The organism is Weissella sagaensis, assembly GCF_010306265.1.
GTDB lineage: Bacteria > Bacillota > Bacilli > Lactobacillales > Lactobacillaceae > Weissella > Weissella sagaensis.
Window position 1 is genome coordinate 21,505 of record NZ_BLKA01000008.1, and the last position, 25,192, is coordinate 46,696.

Here is a 25,192-nt window from a genome sequence, read left to right on the forward strand (position 1 = left end):
TTTCAGTACGTTGAATTTACATTAAAGTCTACCTGAATAAATTATGCTATATTTTTTAACAGATAATTTCTCAAAAAGCCTGGTTAAATTATATGACATCTTTAGTATATAACTATTTTTGGAACGTTTTATATCACATTTTTAATTTGTTTGTACCCTTATTGACAATGCCCTATGTAGCCCGCACCTTAGGTCCTCACGAACTGGGTATTCATTCTTACACTGCAACAAACACACAATATTTTATCTTAATTGCCACTATTGGTGTCACTTACGGTTGCCAACTGATTACTACAGCTTAAAAAAATAAATTATTACAGACTCAACTATTTTGGGAACTTTATTTTTTTCGAATAATTGTCTCTACGTTTATCTTTATAATTTTTATAGCCTTTTTATTTTTAACTCAGACAACATACTTTCCCTTCTATTTAACCCAATCTATTCAAATCATTGCACTTGCCTTGGATATTTCTTGGTACTATCAAGGTATTGAAAACTTTAAATTAATCACGATACGCAATCTTATCATGCGCATTGCAACAACCCTTAGTATTTTTATTCTTATAAAAAATCAATCAGATTTACTATTATATATCTGTATCTTATCTTGTTCTACTTTGATTAGTAATTTAACTTTTTATATAAATTTACACAACGAAATTTCTAAACCAACAAAACACTGTTTATGCTTTAAAAAGCATATTAAACCAGCAACTCTTTTACTTCTACCCGAATTAGTTATTACTTTATATGCCACCATTAATAAAACTTGCTTGGGGATATTTTCTAGTATGTCTGCTGTTGCCTACTTTGAAAATGCTGATCGACTAATAAAAATTTTAATAACTTTCATTACTGCTTCCGGTATAGTGTTTATTCCGAGAATAAATAATTTATATGCTACAAAACAATTTGAACCCTTAAAAAAATTGATTTTAAATAGTTTTATCATTACTAACTTTTTATGTTTTCCATTAGTCGCTGGCATATTAGCTTTATCAAAAGATTTCTCATTGTGGTTTTTTTCCAATAAGTTTTATGGCATATCAACTTACATTGAATTAGAAGCAATTTTAATTATCTTAATTAGTTGGAGTAATATCATCGGTGTCCAATTTTTAATACCGACTAAAAAAATAAAACCTTATTTTTATTCTGTAGTAATCGGTGCTTGCATTAATTTATTACTGAACTATCCATGTATTAAGTTATTTCAAGAAATTGGTGTTGTATATGCAACCATCACCGCTGAATTATCTGTCACCATGTTTCAGTTTTATATTATTAAAAAGCATTTTACTATAAAACAAATATTTTCGAGAAGTTTAAAATTCTTAATAGCTGCTATTGTCATGTATGGAATAGTTCTGTTCATTAATGACCAATTACCATTTAGTCCTGGTAATTTACTTTTAGAAATTTTAATTGGCGTTGTTGTCTATGTATTATTAGTTGCAATTTTTTTCTACAAAAAAATTGCAACAATTATAAAATCAATTTAAAAACCTTCTACACTTAGATTTAAAAGATTCTTTTGGTCTAACGCATAATGGTACTAACGTATCTGAAAGACAAAAATAAAAAAGCTATTTTTTAATAACTTTCAATTACTCATAACCTGTTTTCGATATCATCAAAAACAGGTCTTTTACTGGTAAGCGGTCAGCTATCCTATTCTAAATATCATATGCAAAATAATCGAGTAACAAAACTGCTACTCGATTATTTTTTATTATGATAAATCATAGTCTATTTCGCACCACAAGTATCTTAACTACTATTAGTGAAAATTATTATTTATTCACCATAACGTTCATTTCCCCACCAATTAGGCATTAAATCATTTAAAGTAGTTGTTTCTTGCTTGCTATAATCAAGCATAATTTCAGTTGCTTGATTTTTTTGATCTAATTGTAATAAAAAGTCCTGGCAGGCACCACATGGCATTCCCGATCCACCACCACTAGGAGCAGCATCTCTAAATGCAATTAGTCTTTTAATGTGTGTTTGTCCACTATTAACATACATGTTCAAAGCTGCTACTCGTTCAGCACATAAGTTGCAAACTCCTGAACAACTTTCTACACAAAAGCCCGTGTAAATTTGTCCATTTTCTGCCTCTAATGCACATACAACATTGTGTGCATAAATAAATGGTGTAACATCTTTAGGATCATATTGCTTTTTTGCCTGTTCATATAATTCTTGCCAAATAGTCATTATATTTCCCCAACATTTCTAAATTATTTTTATAAGACATATGATACTGCTTACATATATTATTGCAAATTTATCGTATTCCCTATGAAATCACATCGCATTTAAGGTTGTATAAGTGTAGAATTAATTTGATTGCTATTAATTGACACAGTTTGTTCATTAATTAATCAATTTATTTTAGGAGTTATTTATGTTACCAACCTTTCTTATTTCATTAAATAGTGTTTTTATTATTATCACGGTTATTATTATCGGATTTATTATCGGTAAGTCCAAAATTGTTAGTCAACATTTCATTAATGATTTATCAACCATCGTTGTTAACGTTGCACTACCTGTTTCAGTCTTTATATCAGCACAAAAATACATCAATAGACAAAATTTTCATATCTTATTAATTGGTGTTATTTTGTCATTAATCGCCATTGGACTTTGCTTTTTAGTTGCTATCCCAACTGGTCGTTTACTACACCTTAATAAAGATCGCCATAGTATATTTTTAAATGGTTTTGTTAATGCCAACACATTATTCGTTGGTTTACCATTAAACCTGGCATTATTTGGTAGCAAAAGTTTACCTTACTTTTTAGCTTATTTCGTTGCAAATACGATTACGACTTGGGCAGTTGGTGTTAAATTAATTTATAAAGATGGTCCCCAAAACACTAGCGCCGTACAATTACCATTATGGCGTCGAATAATTAATCTTTTAACACCACCTATGTGGGGATTCGTTATCGGCATCATTTTCTTTTTCATTAACATTAAATTACCTGTTAACGGTTTTTTATATCAAGGACTTAATTATGTTGCAAATGTTGTAACACCACTTTCGCTTATTTTTATTGGTTTACAACTTGCTAAGACACAATTGTCACACCTTAAAATGGAAAAGGTCGATATTTTTGCACAATTGGGTAAATTTGTCATTACACCACTTACCATGGCAATTGTGCTATGGATGAATCAGCTAGTTGGTTTGTTTACATTACCAGATCTGTTAGTTAAAACATTGATGATTCAATCGATAACACCAATGTTAACTGTTCTACCAATGTTGGCTGAACAAAATGATATGGATGTCGATTTTTCAACGCGTATTTTAACAGAAAGTATCTTTATTTTCCCATTTGCTGTTGTCATTATTATGTTATTTATTTAGTTTTTACAACAAAATATGTTTAAAGGGTGCGCAATCTATCATAGATTACGCACCCTTTTTTTATTTCATATTAATAAATTGCGATTTCCCACTTATCATGACGATAACGTGCCATATAAACATCTTTTACATTTTCTATGCCTTGTTTACCCAACTCTTCTTGGAGCCATTCTTCATCTTTGTTCATAACCGATAATACATCCATATCAATATTGCCGTCGATAATCACAGGGAAACGTACATCTTCATCATATTTTCCTAAAATCGTAATACTACCATTTTGCTCTAAAATAGCGCGTTTTACTGTGGTAATATCTAAAACACCAGCTGAACGTAATTTAAAATCAATTTCCTTAGCCGATAAATTAGCCTGCAAACAATTTTTTACCAATAATTTACCATTATAGATGACCGTCATTGGCTCCCCATCGATAAATTTTCCAACAATATGGTTATGAATTTTCAAATAACGCGTTGTTAACATCAACAAAGCCCAAATTGATAACACAACAACATATTGCGCAATTGAAATTGCTTGATTATATAAAATACCACCAATAATACCACCTAAAACATAATTTTGTACTTGGTCTAATGGCGAAGTTGGTGCCAAACTACCTTTACCACTAAATTTAATTAACAATGTAATAAAAATGAACCCAATAATCAGTTTCAATAACACATCTGAATACGAAAATACGAAAACATAATTTACTTATCCTCCACCTTAATTGTCTCTTTTGTTAAATTTATTTTTTCTAAAACATATTCAGAATTATCACTATTAAAAATAACGCGATAATTACCTTTAGCACTATGAACCAAAATATCCCCATTACCTTCTTGTAAATTATTAACACTTAGTTTTTGTGGTTTTACAGCTAATTTCTTAGCAATATCCTCCACTAAGGAGACCTGCTGACCACTTTGCTTACTACTCGTTTGAAAATTAGTATAATCATTAAATTGAATTGCAAGCGCTAAGACAATTAGCGTACCTACGATTACCGCTAAATCCTTATATTTAATATCACCCTTATTCGAAAAATACCGCACTAATAGACCAATAAACATAATTGCCAAAAAAACAATAATAGCTAAGCGTAAATAAGGAAACTGCGCCTGATTATCCAATAAATACTGATATGTATAAAACGTCATGATATTAACTCCTTATTTTTAAAAGAAAAATTAAAATTATTAATATAAAGTATAGTAACACTATACATGATAATTACTTATGCTATAAAAACCATTATATGCTTGTTAAGTCAATTATTTTAGTCTATTTTATTTAAAAATTAACCAATAAATCCCTTTTTATATACCTATACACCATTTTTGTTATAATACAATTAGAATATTACATTCAAGTAAACATAATATTCTAATGAATGGGGGAGAGAATCAGTAACGGGAGGGATAGGGATTATGAAAAAAACGCTTGTAATTGGAACAACAGCTGTTATTGTTGTCGCAGTTGTCGGTGGTGGCTCATATATGGCACTACACACACCTAAACGACAATTCAATTCCGGCCTAACTAAAATGACGGATAATAAAAACAACATAGCTGACTTTCGGGTAAAGGTCAGTGGTGATGACATGTCTGATAAACGCGTTAATGGTAAGATAAAGTTTGATGCAAAGCATAAAAATAATATGGATTTAGTGATGAACTTGTCTGACAATAAGCAAGCACAAAAAATGCACATCAAAGCAAATAACGATAATGCTTATTTGTCAGCCAGCTTTGTGACAGGTTCTTTAGGACTATCTAGTTATAATAACGAGGTCTCTAAAATCACAAAATCAATTAATCAGTATTGGTTAAAAACTTCAGATACTACTTCATATGAAACAGCTAAGATTAAACCAAAAACAGTTAAATCCGATACTCGTGCACTAACTGCATGGTTCCAAGATTTAGACGGCAAGAAATTTGAAAAAGTTTCTGATGGTTATAAGGTTGATCTAAACAAAACTGATATGAAACGCTTAATGACCAAGATATCAAAAACAAAATCTGGTAAAGAAATTCCTAAATCAGAATGGCAAGCATACAAGTCATCCATTAACGACATTGATAATTTAAAATTTAGCATCACTACTAGTAAAAATGGTCACTTACTAAAGATGAACTTTTCTGGTAAAGAAGATGGTAAATTAGGTCGAATTACTTTCCAGACTAACACTAAACGTGATGACAAATTGCGCGTTAAAATGCCGGCAGCTAATAAAATTAAATCAGAAATAGAATTGACTACTATCATTCAAGATAAAATTCGTGATTACAGTCGGCAACAATTTGACAATACAAGTTTTAGCACATCATCAAGTTTTGATATATAAGTACTAATCAAAAAGACAGGAAGTAACCAATTATTGATTATCGCCTGCCTTTTTCATGTCTGTTTAAATCTTGTTTATTCCAAATTATCTTGGTGCAACAAAATTTGCTGAATGCCATATGCAACACCATTTTCTCGATTAGTTTTTGTTACATAATCGCCTGCCTGACGAACATTAAGTGGTGCATTTCCCATCGCAATGGCTACACCAACTTCGTCAAACATCGACAAATCATTCTGACCATCACCAAACGCTGCTGTTTCAGATTTATTTAAACCTTCCTGTTCAACAATATAAGCAACACCGCGTGCTTTTTCAGCCACATGACTTGTTATTTCTAAATGTTCCTTATCTGACTGTTGCACATTAACCCCTGTCAAGTCTAAGGCTAAAATAGCCGCTTGAATATCATCCAATAATTCGCCACTTAAATCGATCAACATAATTTTAAAAATACCATTTTGTACATCTTCAGAAAAAGTTGCCGTATTTAGTAGACGTGGCATCAACCCAGTAAATTCAATTTCACGGCTCACTTCTGGTGACATATCAGAAACAATCCATTCATCCTGTGTGTAGTAACTTAAACTCATGGCTGGATAATTGTCTAACAACCACTCCATTAATTGCTTACTAACTTCTCGAGCAATCGTATTAGCACCTAACACATGCATTTTATTGGCATACCACTGATATATTAGACCACCATTAAAAGCAACTTGTGGTGCATTCAACTCTAATTGATCAATTGCTGCCGTCATTTCTTGTGGTGCTCGCGCTGAAACCAAAGTAACTGGTATATTCGCCGTCTTAATCGTATCAATTGTCTGTTGGGTGACATCTCCCTTAGCATCCAATAACGTGCCATCCATATCTAAAAATATTTGTTTAATCATTAAAAATTCCCCTCTAAATGATTCATAATCGTTAACTCACCCTATTAAATCATACAATCACCTCAAATAAAAATTAACAACACTATATTGGCTATTAGTAATTTAAAATTCATAAACCTAATGTATTCGGCTGAAATTTCCATAAATATTGGCTTATTTTACAATTATATCAGACCACATGTTCAACTTTTTTGTATGTTCCATTATTATGCGTTACGTTCTGAATTTTATTGAAGACATGACACAAAAAAACACGATTTTGTTAACAAAATCGTGTTTTCATATTTATTTATTTTAAATTACGTCTGCATGCGCTGCAAGAATTGCTAACACTTCATTTTCAAACGGAATACTTGGTTGTGCACCTGGCCTCGAAACGGTAACTGATGAGGCTGCCGATCCATATACCATAGCATCTTCTAGATTACTCAAATCTTTATTTAAACGCGTAGCCATTGCACCAATAAACGTATCGCCTGCTGCCGTTGTATCAACTGCTGTTGTTTTAAAGATAGGTACAAGTTTTGTTTCACCATTATCTCGCATGTAAAAGGCACCTTGTGATCCTAAAGTAATAATAACGGTATCAATACCCCGCTGGAAGTAATAAACAGCATTACGTAGCAACGACTCTTCATCCGTTATCGCCACACCTGTTAACAAGAACGTTTCATGTTCATTAGGAGCAATAACATCCGTTAATTCTAATAATTCCTCAGGTAAACCACCTGTTTCTGGCATTGGCGCTGGATTAAGAATCGTCTTAACCCCATTTTCATGTGCGATTTTAAATGCTGCAATCACTGCATCAATTGAAATTTCTAATTGTGCCACCACAAAATCTGATTCAATAATTGCCTCTTTATGATCATTTACATCAGATACTGTCAAATCAGCATTGGCACCACCATAAATATAAATCATATTATCACCAGTTTCTTCAGAAACCGTGATATATGCCTGCCCAGTTTCAGCCGTTTTTGAAAACATCACATGATCTGTCAGTAAATTTTTTACTGCCATATTTTCAGCAATGTTAAATTCACGCCCAACTTTAGTAATCATATTCGTCTGTACACCTGAACGGGCAACTGCAACACCTTGATTTAATCCCTTACCACCCATTGCATTTGTTAAATGACTATCTGTATGCAATGTTTCACCACTTTGAGCAAATCTAGGTACTGATACAACACGATCAATATTCGTTGAACCCAACACGGTTATTTTTTTTGTCATTATTTTTCTCCGTATATTATCAATAATTCAGTATTATCTATCCAGACAAATCTTAATAGTTCCTATTATATCGATATAATTCATTATGTGCATCTCAAAATAACTGATTTGAATACACTACTAAATTAATTTTTATACAGACTTTACATTTTCATCATGGGTACAATACCGACGTGAGGTGTACCCAAAAAGTTAAAGATGAATAGCTTGGTTTTTTCAAGGCGGTAAATTGTCGAAATTCTTTCGGTGATTTACCGCCTAATTTTGTTTGTATACGTTGCTTATTATCAATATATCAGCCAATCTTTGACTTGCGCCATAATTTTTTGCGCAATTTTAGACAGAAAATAATCACTCATGCACTTTTGCAGTTCATGGTCATTAAATTCTATCAGAAATTGTTGCTATTCAAGCAATAGTCCGATGCACTGCTATTGAATCGTGCAATAATAATAAATGAGTTTAAAATAATAATATAAACAAATTAAATATTTTTGGAGGTATTATTTTGAAAAATTTTTTTAAATTATTAGCTTTATGTTTGTGGTTACTTACACTAATCATTTTTGTACATGCTTTAATTAAACATGATTTATGGAGCCTTACACCAATTATTGCGCATAATCATATACAAGGGCTTTTTGGTTGGTCACTAATTTTATCCATAATCTTTTCTGTAATTCCTTTTTTCACGGGAAATAAGAAACGTTGATTTAATAAAAACAAATATCAGGACTCTGATAACATATAGAGCTACAAACTCAAAAGCAGTGTTCAATTGACTGTCTTTGAAAAGAGGGCTTTTAATATCTTATTCGGTTCGCTTGGCAAGTCGATCTAATCTTTATTTCAAGCATGTGCCAAAAGTGTTTTTATGATACTAACCACCGATAATACCAACGTCTCCGTTTATCAGCGGAGGCTTTTTTTGAAAAAAAAGGAGCCCAACAGATGACACTGTCGAACTTAAAAGGGTATAACTTCGCACCCATGAATTGATTAATCATGTTGTAACGTAATTATATAATTACCCGGTCAGAGAAATACTGGCCGCCTATAATTACCAACATTTTGTGTCTAAAAAAACAGCACAATGGATAGATATTGCAATGCCGTTTTATGACGTTATCGCAAGGATAGTTAATATTTTCATTTATTGTTAAATGTTTAGTATCAAATCATATTCGATCTATTAAGTGTGATTATTTTTTCTTCGGAAAATAGACAAGACAAAGAACCAAAGAAACGAGATTAATTATATTTACAACAAAATATAAAAAGCTTCTCCATCCCGGATTGACGAAAATGTCTATAGCCAAACTAATAATAAAAACACTTAACCATAAAAAGAATATTTTATTATTTTCTTTCATAAATATCTTCTCTTCGTTTTAAAGTAGTCTTACTTTACCATGGCTACTTCGTGCCACTACTAGAATTAACAGTAATGCCAAAACTTTGTTAATTCCTTTCTAAGTTTTTATTAGCATGTGAATAAGTCTCATCTTACTTACAACTTCATACTATGTTTTTCCTATTTTTTGAATATTGCATTGTTACCTAAATTAAACACTAATATTAACTGGATAATATAAGCAAGAGAAACTATCATTTTACTTGTTTCTCAATTATATGAATAGTAAAAACAATTATTACAGCTATCAAAATGGCTACACCACCCGTGACAATAAAAGAGGTGAAATTAACATAACTACCATCAATACTTAAATAAATAAAAGTTATGAAGGCTACTACACCAAGTCGAATATAAGTATTGTGTATTATTTTTGCAATTATCCAACAAACAAGATAAACACCAAATATATAAATAACACCATCAAGCTCTTCATATATGGGACGCCGTTGAATAGTATTAATAAACATCTTTAACAATCCGACTATAATCGCTGTAACAAATAGCACAGACAAAGGGTGCTTTTTTAAACATTCATTTATTTTTTTCATAATACTATCTCCTTTATACCGACCACATACGCCATTATGTTCATAATAATAGGCTTGTTGTTGATAATGCATAACCCATAAAATTAAAAAATCTAAAATAGTTAATTCGAATTAATTATATTTTGAATATATAGGTTTATATATTCAAATTAACAAATAATACTGACTAAAGCAAAATGAAAAGGCTTTATGGATTTCTTTTCAATATCCATAAAGCCCATTATTATCATCGTATTTATTTTCACTCAAAACACTTAATTCTTATCATATTAACGGATTAATTTCCTGTTTTAAATTTGTTACCGTGTCTTTTGTCAATAACTGATCTCGTGTCCCAGAAAAAGACACCTTACCATCCTTAAGGGTAATAATATGTGCTTTCAAATCATTAACTTCTCGAAAGTCATGAAGAGTTGTAACAACCGTTTTTCCTCTCTCGTCAACTAGTTCCTGCATCATTTGTAATACAAGCTGAGAATTTGAGAAACTCACACCTGCAGTGGGTTCGTCAAATAAATACAAATCTCGATCCAATAAATGAGTCCCATAATCAAAAAGTAACTGTAATTCTCCCCCAGAAAGTTGCCCTAGTTTTCGATGAAAAATCTTACGTAAACATTGCTCTTTAATCAAACGCCCTGACTCAGTTTCTAATTTATCATCTCCAATCACATTAAACATATTAATAATTTCTTGAACAGTTAAATTAGAAAAAAATACTGGATTTTGTATCTTGTAAGCAACTGAAACATCTAATATTGGTCGCTTATTTTCATGTAATACTCCAGCAATACTATCAAATAGTGTCGTTTTACCAGCACCATTTTCTCCCATTAAAATATTTAATCGATTAGGTGTAAATTCAACAGAAAGATCTTTAAGAATATATTGCTGATTATGCATAACAGAATAGTTGCTAATTTTCATCCTTATACCTCTACATTTGCTTAACTAATGGGTTAATATTAAATCTTTTTAATGCGAATATCCCGATTATAACCATAATCATCGAAACAATAAATAACTGACACATAAGTACGGGCATAAATCCCTGACCCGTTATAATACTTATAATCCACTTTGAAGCAACTAATAGAAATTGTACCGGATTTATCATACATATGATTTGAAGATAAAAATTATCTGGATTTATTGTTATTAATGAAAATAATGTAAAAATTAAAATTGTTGCTAATATACTAATTGTTTCTGGTTTAATTTTTAAAATCAGCAAAATCATCAGTTCCATATAGATTACAATACCAAATATCAAAAGGAGCAATAAACTTGCTATAAACAACTGTGATTGCCACATATGATTAAAAATCATAATAGTTAGATTGAAAATAATTAGTTCTAGCATAATGATAGTTATATATACAATAAATGTAGACACTATAATACTATTTTTATTAGTTACAATTAACCATAACTGTTTATAAGTTCCATTTTCTCTATAATTAATAACTGATAATATCATAAAATTAAGGATACTTACGAAAATAATATATGTCCAAAAAAAACTAATATTACTAAAAATATTTTGTGATTTTACATTACCTACTGGGTTTGCATAAAAAAAATATAGCGTCGGAAATAATAAATTAAATATTAAAGAGATTTTGTTATACCGTAGGTTAGATAAAAAAAGTTTATTAATTGCTAAAATATCGTGGGCCATTTTTCCAATACCTCCGTTAATTACTGAATAACTGGTTAATTGCCAAAATAATCAGTATTAATTGCATTCTAATGATTTGTTTTATTTATTAAAGCTAATAGTTTTGCTGACCCAATCTCTAAATTTAGCAAACATTTATATGTACAATATCCCGACAACGGGATAGAATCATTATTTTGTATTAAATAATCCTGCATAATATGTACTAAAAATTTTGCTGCTTAGCATCCCCGCTAAACCTTTATCTATATTTCCAATGTTTACAGCTCAAAACTTCACTAAACATATGAAATACACCTTTTTGCACCTAAAACATGTAATCATTAAACCCTTTTTCAAAAGCATTGTCAACGATTTAATTACAAGAAAATTAGAAAAATGAATATATAATAATTTTCTTGTAATCGCATATATAATTATATATAAAAAAGCTTGCAAGTCTGACAAAATTGTCAGTCTCACAAGCCATATTTCACAAATTATTTAATTAAAAACTTCATTACTTAGCCGTCTTAGTCTTCATAAAGATAACTAACCAAATCAAACTAATAGCAACAATAACCGTACTAAATACGATTAAGTGACCAAAACCAGTGGCTGTTTGTGCTGCGACAGCCGCTTTTGTTGTGCCCGTTGTTTGAATAAACAAAGCGGCAACCGTTGTTCCTACTGCACCAATAAATTGTTGCATTGTATTGAACACTGCATTAACATCCCCAGACTGTTGTGGCTTAACTTCAGCAACTCCCGCAGTCATTGACACACTAAAGGTCAAGTTTCGTGCTAACGTAAATAAAGCGTAAACAACTGTCAAACCAATCGTCATAATATTTGGTGCCATAAATGAAAAGACAATCATAACTGCCAAGAACGCAATAGTTCCCCAAGCTAATGGCTTGTTAGCACCATTTTTGTCATACATTGACCCATAAATTGGTGCAACAGCAGAACCTAACAATGAACCTGGCATCAAGATAAATCCTGCAACCATTGTCGTCGTACCTAGTGTTAATTGTGTATATTGTGGTAATGCAAAATTAACAGCTAGATTAATTGCTTGTGATGTAGCGTAAATTAATAATGCCATGACAAGTGCTTTACTACGGAAAATGGTTAAATCAATCAATTGATGTTGTGCTTTCTTAGCAACCATGATAAATGCAATCATTGTCACAACTGCAATTACAAGCAAGCTAATAATCATGACCGTAATTTTACCGGACTCTAGTTGTCCCAAAGCCAATAATGCTGATGTTAGTGACACACCAACTAACAAAAATTGACCTAAAGCAAACTTGTTAGTTGCCTTTGGTACTTTTGTATCCAGATTAAACCAACCAATTAATAATGAAATAAGTGCAACTGGTAAAATAATCATGAAAATAGCACGCCAACCTAATGTATAGGCAACTACACCACCATAAACAGGGCCTAATGCTGGTGCCAATGAAATAATCAATGTCCCAAATCCCATATATTTACCTAATTGAGACATTGGCACACTGGTAAAGATAATGTTAAACACTAATGGTAATGCAAATCCAGTCCCGACTGCCATGATCAAGCGACCAAATAATAGTAACCAAAAACTAGGGGCAACCATTGCAATAACGTCACCAATAACAAATGCAAGCCAACCTATCATATATGTTTGGCGCTTACTCAAAATTGCATTAAAGTGTGCTGACGTTAACATCATCAAAGCAACGACTAATAGATAAGCCGTTGTTAACCATTGTACAGTCCCCATTGGTTGATGAAATTGTTGAATTAATTCTGGAAACGTCACATTCATAGACGTTTCTGTTAGAATACCTGAAAATCCCAAAATGGCAGTGGCCACAATCGACCAAATAACCTTGGGTGAAACTTTTTGCTCCTGCATAACTCCTCCTAAATAAAAAAAGTGCTTGATTTTTATTTAAACACATTTCTTAATTATGTGTAAGTATCTTTTATGTTACAAAAAAAAATAAATGAATTGTTAGCTTAAAAAACAACTCATTTATCTTGATTATTTAATTGTTAACGTTTCACCTTCCCTTAAATTATTGACATCAACATCAGGATTTAAGGATTGTAATTCATCAACACTCAAGCCATATTTGGTAGCTATTGCATAACCTGTCTCACCTGCAGCCACTTCAATTTTAGATAATGCGGCTGTTGCATGACTTTTAGTCGATTTAGCACTTACGGCTGCTTTTTTTGACGTTGCTAACTTTGGCTTACTTTTTTGTTTATGTTTACTGCTATCTGAAGCAGCATCAGCAGCCATGTCAGTTTGGTTATCTTTATGTGTCACCCTATCATAGGCAATCGGTATGAAAAAACCGATTAGAAAAATTGCGACGTAGCCAACTAAAATGATAATCCAATATTTAATACGAGAAGGTTTTTTTGTTTTCATTTTATAATCTCACTTTATCTTTTTATTTATCTACGTCTCAAACTAAAATTTTTTGCACGTCATATCGTAATATTTGATAGAATTAGATGATTATTGTTAATTTTATCAGGAGAATGTACATCGTGAAACTGCTTTTCAAAAATCTTATGAATAATAAATTCATTACAACTATTATTAATGTTGTTTCCCGTGTCGATATTATAACTGCCAGTTCATCGATTGCTTACTTCGGGCTACTATCTTTGTTTCCTAGTATTGTCATCCTAAGTACTATTCTACCTTATTTAGGACTAACAATTGATACAGCATTAAATTACGTCCAAACAGCCGTACCTGAATCTGTCTTTACCTTTCTTGACCCTATAATTAGATCTGTGCTAAGCCAAAATGGTGTTGGTGCCCTATCTATCTCAATTATCATTACCCTTTGGTCATTATCTCGTGTTGTCTCCGCAATTCGAGTTGCTCAAAATGGGATTTATAATATTCAACCAAATAATGTTGCTATTTTTAATCGCTTCATTTCCATGTTTTGGTTAATTATTATTATGTTTATTATTGGTATCTTACTAATCATCGCCTCAATTGGATCAAATATTTTAGATGCTCTACCAATTAGTAGTCAAATTATTTATAAAATTGAATCTGCCAAACGTCTCATTGTTATTGTTGGTTTATTTATTGGTGCTTTCCTTTTTAATACCTTCTTACCTAGAGAAAAGCCGCGATTTATTTGGAATTTTTTGGGTACAATTATCCAAATCACACTGGTCATTTGGTTAGCTAAAGCATTTGGATGGTATATAAATATTGCTGCTCGCGCTTTCTCTTTTTACCAAGCCTTGAGCTCTGCCATCATTTTACTACTTTGGCTTAACTTTATTGCGTTATCATCATTAGTTGGCACAATTATTACTGCTATTTTGCAAGAACTATTTCCAGCACATATCAGTGATCGTGCTAGTAATTGGTATATGATTAAACTTTTTTTCCGAAATTCAGGAAAAAAATAAAATAAACGTTGTATTATCGGACTTTTTGCGTTATATTATTAAGTGTTACGAGAAAGTATATTTCTCTGACTATATGTACAAAAACTCATAACACTAAGTAGCGATGCTTAGTATTGTAGGCCTAACTAACCTACAACCTACTCCTTAAAATATAATTATAAACACACAGTCGACTGTTGTTTATGATTAATGTCATCATGATTAACGTCTAATGACATAAAAAAACACTAGCAACCCCACATTGCTAGTGTTTTTTTTATTTAATTGTAATATTTCCATTTGACACAGAAACATTTAATTGATTATTAGTACCCAAATCGTTGGCGTAACTATTCCCATAGTTTTCACCCGCAACTTTTACTCTACCTGCTGTTGTTTGCATTTGCAGACCAACATTTGGCAATCCGCTCGCTTTTAATGAGCCATCCATAATTGTCATAATATTCTGATTCTGTATTTTCGTATCTAACAACTTTAATGTCCCACTGGTTACCTGAATTGCACTTGTATTCATCGCTGTGTGCTGTAGATTAGTGACACTTTCATCTGCTGATAACATCAAACGGCCCATTTGTACATTGTCTGTTTTTAAGCGACTATCATTAACATTAATTGTCGTTTGCTGAGATTTAATATTATGTAATGCAATCTCTGCATCATGTGCTGATGTCGATAAATTAGCCGTATTGACATTATTCATCTGCACATTCGCATTTGTGGCTGTTAAAGTAACGTGCTTAGCAGCGATATTCGCAATATTCATTGCACCATACACGGCTGATTGTTGATAGTCATCTAGTCGCATTTTTTGAGGAAGACTAATCACAATTTTTTCAGGTTCACGTTTACTGAAACTTACTTCATATCCTTTTTCTTGATTTGGCACATAACGAATCTTAAGTTGCTTACCAGCTCGTGTAATATGTAAAAAATCAGGATTAGTGATACGTCCCTTAATTTCAATTTTCTTTTGTTTACCTGTCTCGAGGATGACCGGCACATTAGCAGTCTCAACATCAAGCTTTTGCGCTGGTTTAATTTTATGGTGAATTGATTTAATTTGTGAAACCTCAAAACGACCATTATGCCAACCTAATTTATTTTGTCCACCATGCGCTAAGCCAACCAACATGATAATAACACCAAAGGAAATGACGATAAATCCTGTTAACACATACCGAAATCCTTTACGCATGACGTGTCACCCCACTATTTTTATGTGAAAACTTACGTCCTATGTATTTAACAAATTGCATTAACATCTGAAATACCGAACGAATAATTGCCGCACCAAGTGGCCAAGCAACTAATTGTAATCCAACAATAATCAGGCCAATGCCCCCTTGATATAAACCAGTTGCCCAATTACTAGGCAATACTGCTAGACCGCCAATAAGTTGAAAAACACCAGTCAATAAATAATAAATTAAGACAACAATAACAATTACTGCGATAATAATCGTTGCAAACAAACATACTAAAATCAGCAACATTGCTGGCAACCAAACAATTGATGATAGCAAACCTTCTAATACTGTACTGATCAATTTCAATTCCTGTTTAACCCAATTTTGATGTCCTTGTCGGGTATCATCATCTAATGGTAATTCTTCTTCATCAGCAACACGCAATGAATAATCAACCAAAATACGTTGTGCTAATTGCTTAGGCGTTCCCAATTCTGACATTAAACGTGTTCCTGATAATTGCGCATCAACCGCATACTCTTGGTAAAACTGAATCACATCTGCCTGTTCACTGGGTGTTAATTGTTGCAAATAGTTTTTGACCTGTGCAAAATAAATACTATTTTCCATCAGTATCTCCTGCCAATATAATTTCATTCACTTTACTACTAAAATAACGCCATTCTTCTTGAATGCGCGCCATTTCTTGATACCCTAAATCAGATATTTTGTAATATCTTCGGTTACGTCCTTCAAAAGGTTCATCATAAGTCGTAACCCAGTCATGCTTTTTTAACCGGCGTAAGACTGGGTACATCGTTGATTCAGAAACTGCAAAACGCTCCTGCACTTGCTTTGTTAATGAATATCCATATAAATCTTCTTTAGACAGTAACGCTAATACCAAACCATCCATTAAATCACTTGATAATTGCATTGCCATAGTCATCTTCCTTTACAATACTATAAGACGTATAATATAATACAAGTATAGGGAATGAAAACAAGTCTGTAAAGCGTTTTAATTTTCCTGTAATAAAAATTAGAAAGTGAGTAACATTATGGCAAAGAAAAATAAATTAACTAAATCAAACGATCGTGTATTAAGTGGTGTTTTAGGCGGTATTTCGGATTATCTAGATTTAGATACAACATTAGTTCGCCTATTATTTGTTGCAGCTGCAGTTTTCACTGGTTTCTTCCCATTCGTATTTCTATATATCATCGCAGCAGTTATTATGCCTGAAACAAAAAATCATGATAGTCATGAATACCGTTTTGATGAGGAAGCAAACGGTCAACAACGTGATGTAACACCTGACAGAGATGATCATGGCGATGAAATTTAAAAATAAATAATACCAACAAACAGTCACCGTACATAATTGGTGATTGTTTTTTTACTTAACAAATTGATATACACGCTTAAACAATGATTCCGCAATAGCAAAACCAATATCAATCGCTAACGCAATAACCAGTGTCTTAACCAAATTTTGGCCTGCATGCATATAATTACCTAAGGCAAACTCTTTTAAACTTGTATAGATTATGACTCCTGGTACTAATGAAACCAAACTTGGTACGTAGATCATATTGACGGGTGCCTTAACTCTAATTGCAGCTACATTCCCTAACAATCCAATGGTTAGTGCAGCTAAAAAATTAGGTAAAATCAGATTACTTGTCACACTCTCAGCTAATAAATAAACTGTCCAACCAAAAGCCCCTGTCATACCGGCATATAATAGCACACGGCGGGGGACGTTAGTAATAATACCAAAACCAACAGTCGACAAAAAACTAAAAATAAAACCTGTTAATATTGTCATTTAAAGTCCTCCCAATAAAAGATGAACAATAAAACTGCCCAAAATAGCACCAAGTCCAATTGAACCAGCAATCATAACGGCATCAATACCACGTACCAAACCAGAAATAATATCACGATCAATAATTTCACGTAAAGAATTCGTAAACGGTACTCCAGGTACCAATGGCATTAGTGCACTAATAATAATATTAGCCGCACTATTAGCAATGCCTAATTGTTGTAATAAGGTTGCTAACAAGCTAATAACCAGTCCACCGACAATCGCACCAAAATAAGGTGCTTCTGCATGTCTATCACCCCATTTTAATGCAAGGTATCCTAGAATACCTATAAAAAAAGCCAACGTTAAATCGCTCCATGTGGCTTTAAACAATAACATGGGTGCTACCGACACTAATCCTGCCCCAAAAATCTTTTGTGGCCATGTAAAATCAATTACTTTATGATCAATTGTTCGCACTTGTTGTTCCAATTGGATAAAATTAATTTCATGTGCAAAAAAACGGCGTGATACCGTATTAATATCATCTACTTTTTGTAAATTAAATGAAGACGCATTTGGTTTTACTAAATGTGTATTTGAGCCGCTAGCTGTACTAATAAAAATTGCCGTCATTGTGGCGTGACAATTTAAATCAACACCACTAGCTTTACCAACATAATCAATCGTTGACTCAACTCGAGTTGTTTCGGCCCCACTTTCTAGTAAAATTCTTGCCATCATCCCACATACATACATTATGTGATTTAAATCTTCTTCAGCCACTAAAACACCTCCTTTTAAAGGATTATTCCAATAAAAAGGACCAATAAGCACATCGTTTATTGGCCTTTCTAATATTATATTATCATGTTTTGTTACTAAATAATGGTGATATTGGTTGGTTGCTCAATATGAATTTGTGGATGATTCATAATATATTCACCAATTAAATCAGCCGTTTCACGTTGCACTTCACGTACTGCTTTATCCATTGAAAACATTGGAAAATTACCAGCACCACCAGCCCGATAATTATTCATTGTCACTTCGTACGTTTGCTTCAAATCTAATGGCTGACCATCTTTAGTAACTGAAACCACACGTTGACCCATCGGCTTATTCAGATCAAATGTATAATCAATACCACTCCAAATATCATAATTATAATGTTGTACTTTAGGCATCGTAAATAGTGGATTCAGAATGATTTCACCCCGATCATCTAACTTAAAGTAACGTGCGTTTACTTCAAGCGCATCTTTAATATCTTGTCCTGTTAATGCTTCAACTACTAATGTATTCGGAAAAATGTAGTTCGTCATGATATCACGTTGTGTTACGGCATCTGATAATCCACGTACTTCATTATTAAACAATGCCGTATTAGAAATTTGTGTATTTGTTGCTGCCATTTGTACGCGGTTAACCAATTCAATAAATGGATGGTTGTGTAGACGCGCAGCAAAATGATCGGTAATTGCCATATTATCACCAACATGGCCAACTGGCGTATCCAACCAATCATTAACTTTCTGTTGTAATGGATTAATTAGTGCCACAATATCCTCACGCTCAATGCTTTCGCCTGTTGGCAAAATTTGTGCTGTTGCAGCAACTCGCTGGTGTTCCTCATTCAGCGTTAATTTCATTAATCCGACATAATTACCACGATATCCTGGTTGTGTTGTTGGCACACCATTAACAACTTCTGCAATTTCACGATGTTGATGACCTGTTACAAGTGCATCAACTCCTGGTAATTGTAATAGCTGATACCCTTGATTTTCTGATGTTAATTTTTCTAGAGGCTCTCCTGTTTGCAAATCTTGAGCAAAGCCCCCATGATAAGCAATTATTAAAACATCAACCTGTGGTCGTAATTCTGCAATATATTGTTCTGCCGTTGCCACTGGATCTTGAAAAATTAAATTAGTAATGTGAGCTGGTTGTTCCCAATGCGGAATAAACTGTGTTGTTAAGCCAATTATTCCAATTTTGATACCTTTACGTGCAATAATTTTATATGGTTGGCCAACAAATGGTTCGTGTGTTTGTTTGTCTAAAATATTGGCATTCAATAAATTGTCAGTATCTGCAAATACTGTCTCAATGTATTCACGACCAAAATTAAATTCATGATTACCTAAAATACGCACATCATATGAAATCTTATCAGCTAATTTTTGATATATATTTGTTTGGTCAGGTACTATTTTTTGAATATGATTAGTTAATGGTGAGCCTTGAATAAAATCACCATTTTCAATGGTAACCACAACATCGTCTGTTATAGCAACTTGCGCTTGTTGTTCAGCAATAACTGATGCTGCTCGTGTAAGACCTAACTGATTATTTAACAAAGGTCGTCTAAAATCATCAGCACGTATATAACCATGAACATCTGACGTTGATAGAATTGAAACTTGCATGTTGTTCTCCTTATGATATTTCATTTTATGATTAACAATAAAAGGTCGAAGTTTTCCAAATTTTATGGAACTAACTTCGACCTTTTCACATGTATTTTAAAAGGTTAGCCTTCACTTCATCTTATTACTAAACCAAGCGTTTACGTAATTGCCCAGATAGGAAGTCAATAACTGTGACCATTACAATAATTCCCAATAAAATGATTCCTACTTTTGGCCATTGTCGCGTTTGTAGCGCGAAAATCAATGGTGCACCAATTCCACCTGCACCAACAATTCCTAAAATAGCGGCTGAACGCACCGCAATTTCAAAACGATACAATGTATAATTCATAAATTCTGGCATAACCGCTGGAATTGTTGCTAATGTTAACCCATCTAATGTGGAACCACCTGCCGCAATAATCGCCTCATTAGGTCCACGATCAATATTTTCAATGGCTTCTGAGAACAACTTTCCTAGCATACCAATAGAATGAATTGACACCGCCAAAACACCTGCATACGCACCCGGGCCTACTGCCTTAATAAACATAATTGCCAATACAATTTCAGGGAAAACACGAATAATGGTCAAGATTACCTTCCCAATAGTTGAACGTGGCGTAAAGAAACCTTTCTTAGTTCGTGCAGCCAAAAATGCAAAAGGTAACGTTAAAACAGCTGAAATAAACGTTCCTAAGAAAGCAATTGCTAGCGTTTCAATTAACGCACTAACTAAATCTTCACCATCACCTGTGTAAACATATGACCACTCTGGATGAAACAATCCATGAATAATTGACTTTGTTACTGACACTGCTTGTGGCTTGACTGTTGATAGCGGAATACCAGTAAAGGCCCATATAAAAATCAGTGCAATTACTATTGCTATTAAATAAGGACCATATTTTTGCCACGAATTTCGTTGTATTTTTTGCATTATGCCAACGCCTCCCGTAGTCGATTAGAAATACCATCAACAACTATGACAACTACCAAAATTGCTAAAATAACGATAGCTGTTCGATCATAACGGAATAATGATAATGTTTGATCCAAATACAATCCAACACCACCTGCACCTAGGTAACCCAACACCGTTGATGCACGAACATTAATTTCCAACGTATATAGGAAAAAACTCAAAAATTGATTCATAACTTGTGGAATAACTGCAAACACAATTTTTTGAATTCCATTTGCACCAACTGAAGTCAACGCTTCAATTGGCCCTTCATCAATTGTTTCAATGGCCTCATAAAACAACTTAGAAATCATTCCAAAACTAAAAATTGTTAAGGCACCTACTCCGGCCATTGGTCCAATACCAACGATAGCAACGAACACCGCTGCTAATAGCAAATCAGGTAAAGCACGTACCAGATTTAAGAAGAAACGAATAATTCCTCGTAAATAGACATTTTTAACAATGTTACGTGCAGCTAATAAACTAAACGGTATCGCTATAATCGTCCCTAACAAAGTTCCGACTAATGCCATTTGGATAGTTTCAGCAATTGGTGTGATAATCGATGACACATATGACCAATCTGGGTGCATCATGCGAATTAACAGTTGCCAAAATTGATCCCAACTAAAATTAGTTGTTGCACCAGTATTATAACCAGATCCAATAAAAATTACGACAAATAGGAGAACAGCTAGGCTGCCCTTAATATGCCACTTTTCACTGAAGTGGCGTTCAGGTAAAGTTGCGTTCATATCCTACTCCTCATCGCCAGATTCGGCATAAATATCATCAAAATCGTGTTCGTTGACTTGATCAATTGGCTTATCATAAACTAATTTTCCAGCACGTAACCCAATAATACGAGTTGCATACGCCATTGCTAATTCAACACTATGTAAGTTAACAACGACCGTCATTCCCATGTCATTTAAATGTTGTAAATCATCCATAACCATCTTAGTCGTTTTTGGATCAAGAGAAGCAATCGGTTCGTCTGCTAGTACAACATGTGGTGATTGCATCATTGAGCGAGCAATTGCCACACGTTGTTGTTGACCACCTGATAATTCATCTGCTCGCGTATAATATTTATCTAGCATATTAACACGGTCCAAATTCATCGCTGCTTTTTCTTTGTCTTCTTTAGAAAAAAGGCCAAAAGTACTTCTAAATGTTGAATAATACCCAACTCGTCCGGCCAAAACATTTCGCGCAACCGTTGCTCGTTTAACCAAATTAAAGTTTTGGAAAATCATTGCAATATTACGTCTCTGTTGTCGTAATGCTTTCCCTTTTGATTTTGTAATATCCACATCATCTAGTAAAATTTCACCTTCACTAATATCGTGTAGTCGATTAATTGCGCGTAGCAACGTACTTTTACCAGCACCAGACAATCCAACAATGACAACGAATTCGCCTGATTTAATATCTAAATTAATGTGATCTAATCCAACTGTGCCATTCGGATAAATCTTTGAAACATCATTAATTTTGATGGTACCTAAACCATTACCCATATTTTTACTATCCTACCTTCTGTATATATCTATCTAAAATATGTACTAAAGCGAGGCTTGGCATATACATATCAGCCAGGCCCCACTCTAAAAAAATATTAAATTAACTTATTTTTATTTGATATCTTCTACTTGCTTTTGGTACTTACGAACGGTATCAAAGTTTGAATCCTTTGACTTGCTTACACCAGCCCAGCTGTAAACGTCCTTCATAATCTTCTTACCCTTGTCCGTCTTTGAGACCTTTAACATTGCATTTTGGATAGTCTTGGTATCAGCCTTTGAAATTCCCTTACGTAACGTAATCGTATCGTTAGGAATCTTAGCCGTGTATTCTAAGACACGTGTGTCCTTAAATGCATCTGCATTATCTTTCTTAACCAAATTACGGGCATCATCAAAAATAAAGGCAGCATCTGTATCACCATTCAATACTGAGATAACCCCTTGATCGTGACCCTTAACTGTCACTAGATCAGAATCTTTAATAACGTTCATCCCTTTTTTGTTTAAGTCCACAACAGGAAAAATATACCCAGCATCAGAAGTTGGATTTTGAACAGCAATCTTCTTACCCTTCAAATCCTTAGCATTCTTAATACCTGAATCTTTTTTAACCAATACTAATGCACGATAGTAATCAACTAATTTATCAGTATCAGAACCATCATTTTTCTTATCATTAATACCATATCGTTGTGATTGTAAAATAACTTTCGCACCATATTGCTTGTGCGCTTGTACATAAGGATCAGGTGGTAAGAATCCCATATCAACCTTACCTGAACCCATTGCTTCAACAACTGTATTGTAATCAGTTGAAATTGTAACGTGTACTGGAATTCCTAGTTGCTTCTTCAACAACTTTTCCAATGGCTTAGCCTTTGCTTGAATTGTATCTGCTTGAGATGATGGTACAAATTGTACGTTCAACTCTTTCAAATCAACTTTCTTTGACGCTGCATCAGCTGTTACTACTGGTACGGCTGAGACAATCGTCGTTGCCAACATTGCTACGGTGGCTCCCGCTACAACTTTTTTAAACATTACCCTTGTACTCCTTAAAATTTAGTCATATACACTTACAACACTTAAAGGTTACTTAAATAATAACAGCGAACAATTAAATCGTCAACAAAATTAATAGTTCATTTTAATTCAGTTAAACGTTTTAAAAAAAGAATAAAAAGTCTTTAAAGTTCGTGTTTTATTGATTTTATCTTAAATGCTATAAAAAAAGCTATTAAAATCCCATTGGAATTTAATAGCCTTTTCTATTTAACAAATGATTAATACTTAATTATGACGTCGCTTGATTTTCGCTAATCTCAATCCACCAATTAATGATGCCATTACTAGTGATAATACAACTAGTAGGTTATCATTTTCAGTTTCATTAGTAATGCCCGTTTCTGGCAAAACTAAATCTTGCTTATTTTCAGCTACGACATGTTCATTTTGTTCTATTGCTTGGTTATGATTCATTGATACTGATACATTCGTTGTATTTGCATTAACATCAGCCATATCAATACCAGTGTTTAATGGTGTGTCAGTTTGCATATCATTGACTAATACATCCGCATCAGCAACTGTTGAATGATTAATACCATTTTCTTGATCAATGTCATTATCAATTACAGGTACTTGTTCCTCACCACTTGTTACTGGTGTTTGTTCCTCACCACCTGTTATCGGCGTTGGTTCCTCACCACCTGTTATCGGTGTTTGTTCCTCACCACCTGTTATCGGTGTTTGTTCCTCACCACCATTATGCCATTGTTCCATAATACCTGACAAATCAGCTTCCCCTGCTGCTTGTGCGGCTGCTACTTCAGCGTCCGTTGTCGCACTAGCTATGGCTTCCTTTGCTGTTTGTGCAGCTGCATCGATTGCTGCAGTTGCCGTTGCTTTTTCTTCGGCTGTTAGTCCAGCATTTCCTGCTACTGCTGCCTTTGCCGCTTCGGCTGCACTGTCAATTGCTGCTGAAGCCGTCGGCTTTGTTACCTCTGTTTGATCAACATTGCTAATTGCCGCTTCGCCGGCTGCTTGTGCAGCTGCTACTTCAGCGTCTGTTATCGCATTAGCTATGGCTTCTTTTGCTGTTTGTGCAGCTGCATCAATTGCTGCAGTTGCCGTTGCTTTTTCTTCTTCCGTTAACCCGGCATTCCCCGCTACTGCTGCCTTTGCTGCTTCGGCTGCACTGTCAATTGCCGCTGAAGCCGTCGGCTTTGTTACCTCTGTTTGATCAACATTGCTAATTGCCGCTTCGCCGGCTGCTTGTGCAGCTGCTACTTCAGCGTCCGTTGTCACATTCGTTATGGCTTCTTTTGCCGTTTGTGCGGC

25 protein-coding genes and 1 pseudogene are annotated in these 25,192 nt (G+C 33.5%); 5 read left to right on the top strand and 21 right to left on the bottom strand.

Annotated features, from left to right (window positions below; translation table 11 throughout):
• Positions 1 to 92 precede the first annotated feature (92 nt).
• A pseudogene (locus G7Y65_RS09585) lies at positions 93 to 1,505 on the top strand (oligosaccharide flippase family protein).
• 295 nt (positions 1,506 to 1,800) lie between these two features.
• Here G7Y65_RS09585 and G7Y65_RS08060 read toward each other — a convergent pair.
• On the bottom strand, positions 1,801 to 2,223 hold the full coding sequence (locus tag G7Y65_RS08060; protein ID WP_042494570.1) for a cytidine deaminase family protein: 423 nt from the start codon (positions 2,221 to 2,223) through the stop codon (positions 1,801 to 1,803).
• A gap of 190 nt (positions 2,224 to 2,413) precedes the next feature.
• Here G7Y65_RS08060 and G7Y65_RS08065 point away from each other — a divergent pair, with 190 nt between their 5' ends.
• Positions 2,414 to 3,385, top strand: a complete 972-nt coding sequence (locus G7Y65_RS08065; protein WP_042494568.1) for an AEC family transporter — start codon at positions 2,414 to 2,416, stop codon at positions 3,383 to 3,385.
• Positions 3,386 to 3,455: 70 nt separating this feature from the next.
• On the opposite strand, the gene G7Y65_RS08070 is transcribed toward G7Y65_RS08065, so the two are convergent.
• Complete coding sequence (locus tag G7Y65_RS08070; protein ID WP_165314785.1) at positions 3,456 to 4,067, bottom strand: DUF421 domain-containing protein; 612 nt, start codon at positions 4,065 to 4,067, stop codon at positions 3,456 to 3,458.
• A gap of 29 nt (positions 4,068 to 4,096) precedes the next feature.
• Positions 4,097 to 4,546, bottom strand: coding sequence for a DUF3290 family protein (locus tag G7Y65_RS08075; protein WP_042494564.1), 450 nt, complete (start codon positions 4,544 to 4,546; stop codon positions 4,097 to 4,099).
• 270 nt (positions 4,547 to 4,816) lie between these two features.
• Here G7Y65_RS08075 and G7Y65_RS08080 point away from each other — a divergent pair, with 270 nt between their 5' ends.
• Positions 4,817 to 5,737 carry a hypothetical protein gene (locus tag G7Y65_RS08080; RefSeq protein WP_042494563.1) on the top strand — a complete coding sequence of 307 codons (921 nt, stop codon included), beginning with the start codon at positions 4,817 to 4,819 and terminating at the stop codon, positions 5,735 to 5,737.
• 74 nt (positions 5,738 to 5,811) lie between these two features.
• On the opposite strand, the gene G7Y65_RS08085 is transcribed toward G7Y65_RS08080, so the two are convergent.
• The 7 genes from G7Y65_RS08085 to G7Y65_RS08115 form a co-directional block, all read right to left on the bottom strand.
• Positions 5,812 to 6,633, bottom strand: coding sequence for an HAD family hydrolase (locus tag G7Y65_RS08085; protein ID WP_042494561.1), 822 nt, complete (start codon positions 6,631 to 6,633; stop codon positions 5,812 to 5,814).
• A 294-nt stretch (positions 6,634 to 6,927) separates the two neighbouring features.
• Positions 6,928 to 7,872 carry a ribokinase gene (gene rbsK / locus G7Y65_RS08090; RefSeq protein ID WP_042494559.1) on the bottom strand — a complete coding sequence of 315 codons (945 nt, stop codon included), beginning with the start codon at positions 7,870 to 7,872 and terminating at the stop codon, positions 6,928 to 6,930.
• 1,608 nt (positions 7,873 to 9,480) lie between these two features.
• Positions 9,481 to 9,837, bottom strand: coding sequence for a hypothetical protein (locus G7Y65_RS08095; RefSeq protein ID WP_165314782.1), 357 nt, complete (start codon positions 9,835 to 9,837; stop codon positions 9,481 to 9,483).
• Positions 9,838 to 10,101: 264 nt separating this feature from the next.
• Positions 10,102 to 10,764 (bottom strand): ATP-binding cassette domain-containing protein, encoded by a 663-nt coding sequence (locus G7Y65_RS08100; protein ID WP_052348465.1) that lies wholly within the window; start codon positions 10,762 to 10,764, stop codon positions 10,102 to 10,104.
• A gap of 10 nt (positions 10,765 to 10,774) precedes the next feature.
• Positions 10,775 to 11,518: a hypothetical protein gene (locus G7Y65_RS08105; protein WP_042494553.1), complete on the bottom strand. Its 744-nt coding sequence runs from the start codon at positions 11,516 to 11,518 to the stop codon at positions 10,775 to 10,777.
• Between the two features lie 499 nt (positions 11,519 to 12,017).
• Positions 12,018 to 13,403, bottom strand: a complete 1,386-nt coding sequence (locus tag G7Y65_RS08110) for an MFS transporter (protein ID WP_042494551.1) — start codon at positions 13,401 to 13,403, stop codon at positions 12,018 to 12,020.
• A 129-nt stretch (positions 13,404 to 13,532) separates the two neighbouring features.
• A complete protein-coding gene (locus G7Y65_RS08115) occupies positions 13,533 to 13,928 on the bottom strand; it encodes a LysM peptidoglycan-binding domain-containing protein (protein WP_042494549.1) in 396 nt (131 codons plus the stop codon).
• Positions 13,929 to 14,041: 113 nt separating this feature from the next.
• Between G7Y65_RS08115 and G7Y65_RS08120 the strand changes: the two genes are divergently transcribed.
• Complete coding sequence (locus G7Y65_RS08120; RefSeq protein WP_240006087.1) at positions 14,042 to 14,941, top strand: YihY/virulence factor BrkB family protein; 900 nt, start codon at positions 14,042 to 14,044, stop codon at positions 14,939 to 14,941.
• A 256-nt stretch (positions 14,942 to 15,197) separates the two neighbouring features.
• Here the strand turns inward: G7Y65_RS08120 and G7Y65_RS08125 are convergent, their stop codons facing one another.
• Genes G7Y65_RS08125 through G7Y65_RS08135 form a run of 3 tightly spaced genes read right to left on the bottom strand, consistent with a single transcriptional unit; the run spans position 15,198 to position 17,071 of the window.
• The gene (locus tag G7Y65_RS08125) at positions 15,198 to 16,136 is read right to left on the bottom strand and encodes a DUF4097 family beta strand repeat-containing protein (RefSeq protein ID WP_042494545.1); all 939 of its coding nucleotides are present in this window, start codon (positions 16,134 to 16,136) and stop codon (positions 15,198 to 15,200) included.
• Positions 16,129 to 16,758 (bottom strand): DUF1700 domain-containing protein, encoded by a 630-nt coding sequence (locus tag G7Y65_RS08130; protein ID WP_042494544.1) that lies wholly within the window; start codon positions 16,756 to 16,758, stop codon positions 16,129 to 16,131. The genes G7Y65_RS08125 and G7Y65_RS08130 overlap by 8 nt, the downstream gene beginning before the upstream one ends.
• Entirely contained in the window at positions 16,748 to 17,071 is a 324-nt protein-coding gene (locus tag G7Y65_RS08135; RefSeq protein ID WP_042494542.1) for a PadR family transcriptional regulator, read from the bottom strand. The genes G7Y65_RS08130 and G7Y65_RS08135 overlap by 11 nt, the downstream gene beginning before the upstream one ends.
• Before the next feature lie 118 nt (positions 17,072 to 17,189).
• On the opposite strand from G7Y65_RS08135, the gene G7Y65_RS08140 reads away from it, so the two are divergent.
• Positions 17,190 to 17,477, top strand: a complete 288-nt coding sequence (locus tag G7Y65_RS08140) for a PspC domain-containing protein (RefSeq protein WP_165314787.1) — start codon at positions 17,190 to 17,192, stop codon at positions 17,475 to 17,477.
• A 51-nt stretch (positions 17,478 to 17,528) separates the two neighbouring features.
• Here the strand turns inward: G7Y65_RS08140 and G7Y65_RS08145 are convergent, their stop codons facing one another.
• The 8 genes from G7Y65_RS08145 to G7Y65_RS08180 all read right to left on the bottom strand — a co-directional run.
• The gene (locus G7Y65_RS08145) at positions 17,529 to 17,960 is read right to left on the bottom strand and encodes a threonine/serine exporter family protein (protein ID WP_042494539.1); all 432 of its coding nucleotides are present in this window, start codon (positions 17,958 to 17,960) and stop codon (positions 17,529 to 17,531) included.
• Entirely contained in the window at positions 17,961 to 18,701 is a 741-nt protein-coding gene (locus tag G7Y65_RS08150; RefSeq protein ID WP_042494600.1) for a threonine/serine exporter family protein, read from the bottom strand. It abuts the gene before it with no gap.
• A gap of 122 nt (positions 18,702 to 18,823) precedes the next feature.
• Positions 18,824 to 20,374: a bifunctional metallophosphatase/5'-nucleotidase gene (locus tag G7Y65_RS08155; protein ID WP_165314788.1), complete on the bottom strand. Its 1,551-nt coding sequence runs from the start codon at positions 20,372 to 20,374 to the stop codon at positions 18,824 to 18,826.
• A gap of 127 nt (positions 20,375 to 20,501) precedes the next feature.
• Positions 20,502 to 21,296, bottom strand: a complete 795-nt coding sequence (phnE, locus tag G7Y65_RS08160; protein ID WP_185831444.1) for a phosphonate ABC transporter, permease protein PhnE — start codon at positions 21,294 to 21,296, stop codon at positions 20,502 to 20,504.
• On the bottom strand, positions 21,296 to 22,078 hold the full coding sequence (gene phnE, locus G7Y65_RS08165; protein WP_042494533.1) for a phosphonate ABC transporter, permease protein PhnE: 783 nt from the start codon (positions 22,076 to 22,078) through the stop codon (positions 21,296 to 21,298). Before phnE (G7Y65_RS08165) ends, phnE (G7Y65_RS08160) begins: the two co-directional genes overlap by 1 nt.
• A 3-nt stretch (positions 22,079 to 22,081) precedes the next feature.
• Entirely contained in the window at positions 22,082 to 22,846 is a 765-nt protein-coding gene (gene phnC / locus G7Y65_RS08170) for a phosphonate ABC transporter ATP-binding protein (protein WP_141926430.1), read from the bottom strand.
• Positions 22,847 to 22,960: 114 nt separating this feature from the next.
• On the bottom strand, positions 22,961 to 23,893 hold the full coding sequence (locus G7Y65_RS08175) for a phosphate/phosphite/phosphonate ABC transporter substrate-binding protein (protein WP_042494529.1): 933 nt from the start codon (positions 23,891 to 23,893) through the stop codon (positions 22,961 to 22,963).
• Positions 23,894 to 24,142: 249 nt separating this feature from the next.
• A partial coding sequence (locus G7Y65_RS08180) for a DUF1542 domain-containing protein (protein WP_165314789.1) occupies positions 24,143 to 25,192 on the bottom strand: 1,050 nt, incomplete at its 5' end.